Below are 2,541 nucleotides of genomic sequence, written 5' to 3'. Positions count from 1 at the left end.
AAGAAACTCGAACCTCGGTTGCTTACGATGATCATCCCCTCTCGGTGGTTCACAGGGGGCAAGAACCTTGATGAATTTCGGGACGCGATGCTGGCCGATGGTCACATTCGCCGAATCGAGGACTACCCGATTTCCGCAGACGTGTTCCCAAGAAACGGACCCAAGGGCGGAGTTTGCGTCTTCTTGCGGAACCGCGACAACGCAGGAGACTGCGAGGTGACCACGCACTTCCAAGGAGAGTCGGCTACATCGCTGCGACCCCTAGCCGAACCCGGCGCAGATGTATTCATTCGCTACCACGTGGGAGTGTCGATACTGAAAAAGGTGGCGGCGGTGGAGGGGGCCTCGGGGACATTGGCTCTTCCTGTTGACCGTCGATTCGCTGAGATGGTGAGCGCCCGTCGACCATTCGGTTTCGCCTCTACCTTCCGTGGACGAAACGATTGGGTCAAAGGCGATCTGAGGCTGCTCCAGAAGGGGGGGCATGCGTATGTTGCGCGCGATGAGATCAAAGCGGGCAAGCCGCTGATCGACGCATGGAAAGTCTTTATCGGTTTCGCTGCGCCTGGTACCGGCGACAAGGATACCTATCCGCACCGAATTATCAGCACGCCCTTCCTTGGAGAGCCGGGCACCGTGTGCACGGAGACGTACCTCGCCATCGGCCCCTTTGCGGAACGGAAAGAAGCTGCGAGTGTTCTGAGCTACTTGTCCTGTCGTTTCACGCGCTTTTTGATACTGCTCCACAAGCCATCACAGAACACTACCCGACACGTCTATACATTTGTGCCGACGCAACAATGGACTAAGACGTGGACTGACGAGGAACTCTTCGCAAAGTACGGCATTACGGCGGAGGAGATCGCCTTCATCGATACTGTAGTCCGACCGATGAACCTGTCGGATGAGTAGGCCTGAGGAAGTCCTCTTCCCGGACAAGCCTCGGGCACGGCTCCGAATCTATGCCTACTCGATCGACGATCCCGCTCACGCTGGCTTACTCAAGATCGGCCAGACGACTCAAGCCGTCAAGACGCGCGTGGCGCAGCAGGTCCAGACCGCGATGATCGAGAACTACACCATCGAACTAGACGAGTCGGCAGAGCGCGAGGACGGCTCGCACTTCAGCGACCATCAGGTGCGGGAGAGACTCAAGGCAAAGGGTTTGGCCAATCCCGGGTTGGAGTGGATAGAGTGCGCCGTCGCTGACGTTAAGACTGCCATCACTGAACTCCGTACTGGACGGAAATTGACCGCCACACATTATCAGACATTTGAGATGCGTCCGGAGCAGCGGACAGCGGTGATCAGAGCTCACGCATACTTTCTCTCGATATGGAAGGAGGACATGCATGCAGTTCCGCGCTACTTATGGAACGCCAAGATGCGATTCGGTAAGACATTTGCAGCCTACCAGTTGGCTAAAAAGATGGGCGCAACAAGGGTCTTAGTGGCGACATTCAAACCAGCGGTCGAGGATGCTTGGCGAGACGATCTCGAATCGCACGTCGATTTTGATGGATGGCAGTACCTCTCGAAAGCCGCTGGCGGCGACCCTACGACGGCCGACAAGAAGAGGCCACTCGTCTACTTCGGCTCGTTCCAAGACCTGCTGGGCAAGGATAAGGCTGGAAACATAAAGCCAAAGAATACTTGGGTACATACTATGCCTTGGGACCTCGTCATCTTTGACGAGTACCACTTCGGAGCATGGCGCGAGAAGGCTCAGGAGCTTTTCGAGGGCGAGGACGTGTCCGAGGCTAAGAAGGAGACAGCCGCAGAGTTCAATCCAGGCCTCGTCGGATTCAACGAAGAATTCAACGAGCTAGGCGAAGACGAGATCGAGTTTTTGCCTATCACTACCAAGGCTATTTGTACCTCTCCGGAACACCGTTTAAGGCTTTGGCGACCGGGGAGTTCATCGAAGAGCAGATCTTCAACTGGACCTATACCGACGAGCAGCGAGAGAAACAAAGATGGTCGCTCTACCGCCACGGTGAGCCTAATCCCTACTTATCTTTGCCTGAGATGCGTCTACTTACATACAAAATGCCGGATGAGCTGCTGGCTATCGCAAGCCAGGGCGAATTCGACGAGTTCGACCTGGGAGAGTTCTTCGCCGCGAGTGGGGTCGGCTCAGGAGCCGAATTCAAGCATAAGGAGGAAGTTCAGAAGTGGCTTGACATCATCCGCGGCGCGGGCTCCTTAACGCAGGTCGATAACCTCAAGCTGGGAGCAAGGAAACCGGCTGTACCATACGCCGACGTAAGGCTACTGCCATATCTGAACCACTCATTCTGGTTCCTGCCAACAGTGGCTTCCTGCCATGCGATGGCAAACCTGCTTAGAGAGAAGCAGAATGTGTTCTTCCACGACTACAGGGTACTAACTGTGGCAGGAACCGGTGCGGGGGTGGGACTCGCCGCGCTACCGCCTGTGCGTGACGCGATCGGCAATGGTTTCGATTCCAAGACCATCACTCTGTCCTGTGGCAAGTTGACGACTGGCGTGACGGTGCCTCAATGGTCGGCGATGTTAATG

3 protein-coding genes are annotated in these 2,541 nt (G+C 56.0%); all 3 read left to right on the top strand.

Annotation, left to right across the window (positions count from 1 at the left end):
- The coding region (locus MKW15_RS24045) for an Eco57I restriction-modification methylase domain-containing protein (protein WP_240862883.1) at positions 1-912 on the top strand (912 nt) is incomplete at its 5' end.
- Entirely contained in the window at positions 905-2,209 is a 1,305-nt protein-coding gene (locus tag MKW15_RS24040; protein WP_240862881.1) for a GIY-YIG nuclease family protein, read from the top strand. The genes MKW15_RS24045 and MKW15_RS24040, both read left to right, overlap by 8 nt.
- 122 nt (positions 2,210-2,331) lie before the next feature.
- The coding region (locus MKW15_RS24035; RefSeq protein ID WP_240862879.1) for a hypothetical protein at positions 2,332-2,541 on the top strand (210 nt) is incomplete at its 3' end.

This window comes from Gordonia gummivorans, from assembly GCF_022513585.1.
GTDB lineage: Bacteria > Actinomycetota > Actinomycetes > Mycobacteriales > Mycobacteriaceae > Gordonia.
The sequence above is the reverse complement of the archived record's forward strand: the minus strand, read 5'-3'. Positions and strand labels throughout refer to the sequence as shown.

Coding starts and splice junctions, on each gene's coding strand:
- MKW15_RS24040 (WP_240862881.1), top strand. CDS start 905: ATGAGTAGGCCTGAGGAAGTCCTCTTCCCGGACAAGCCTCGGGCACGG.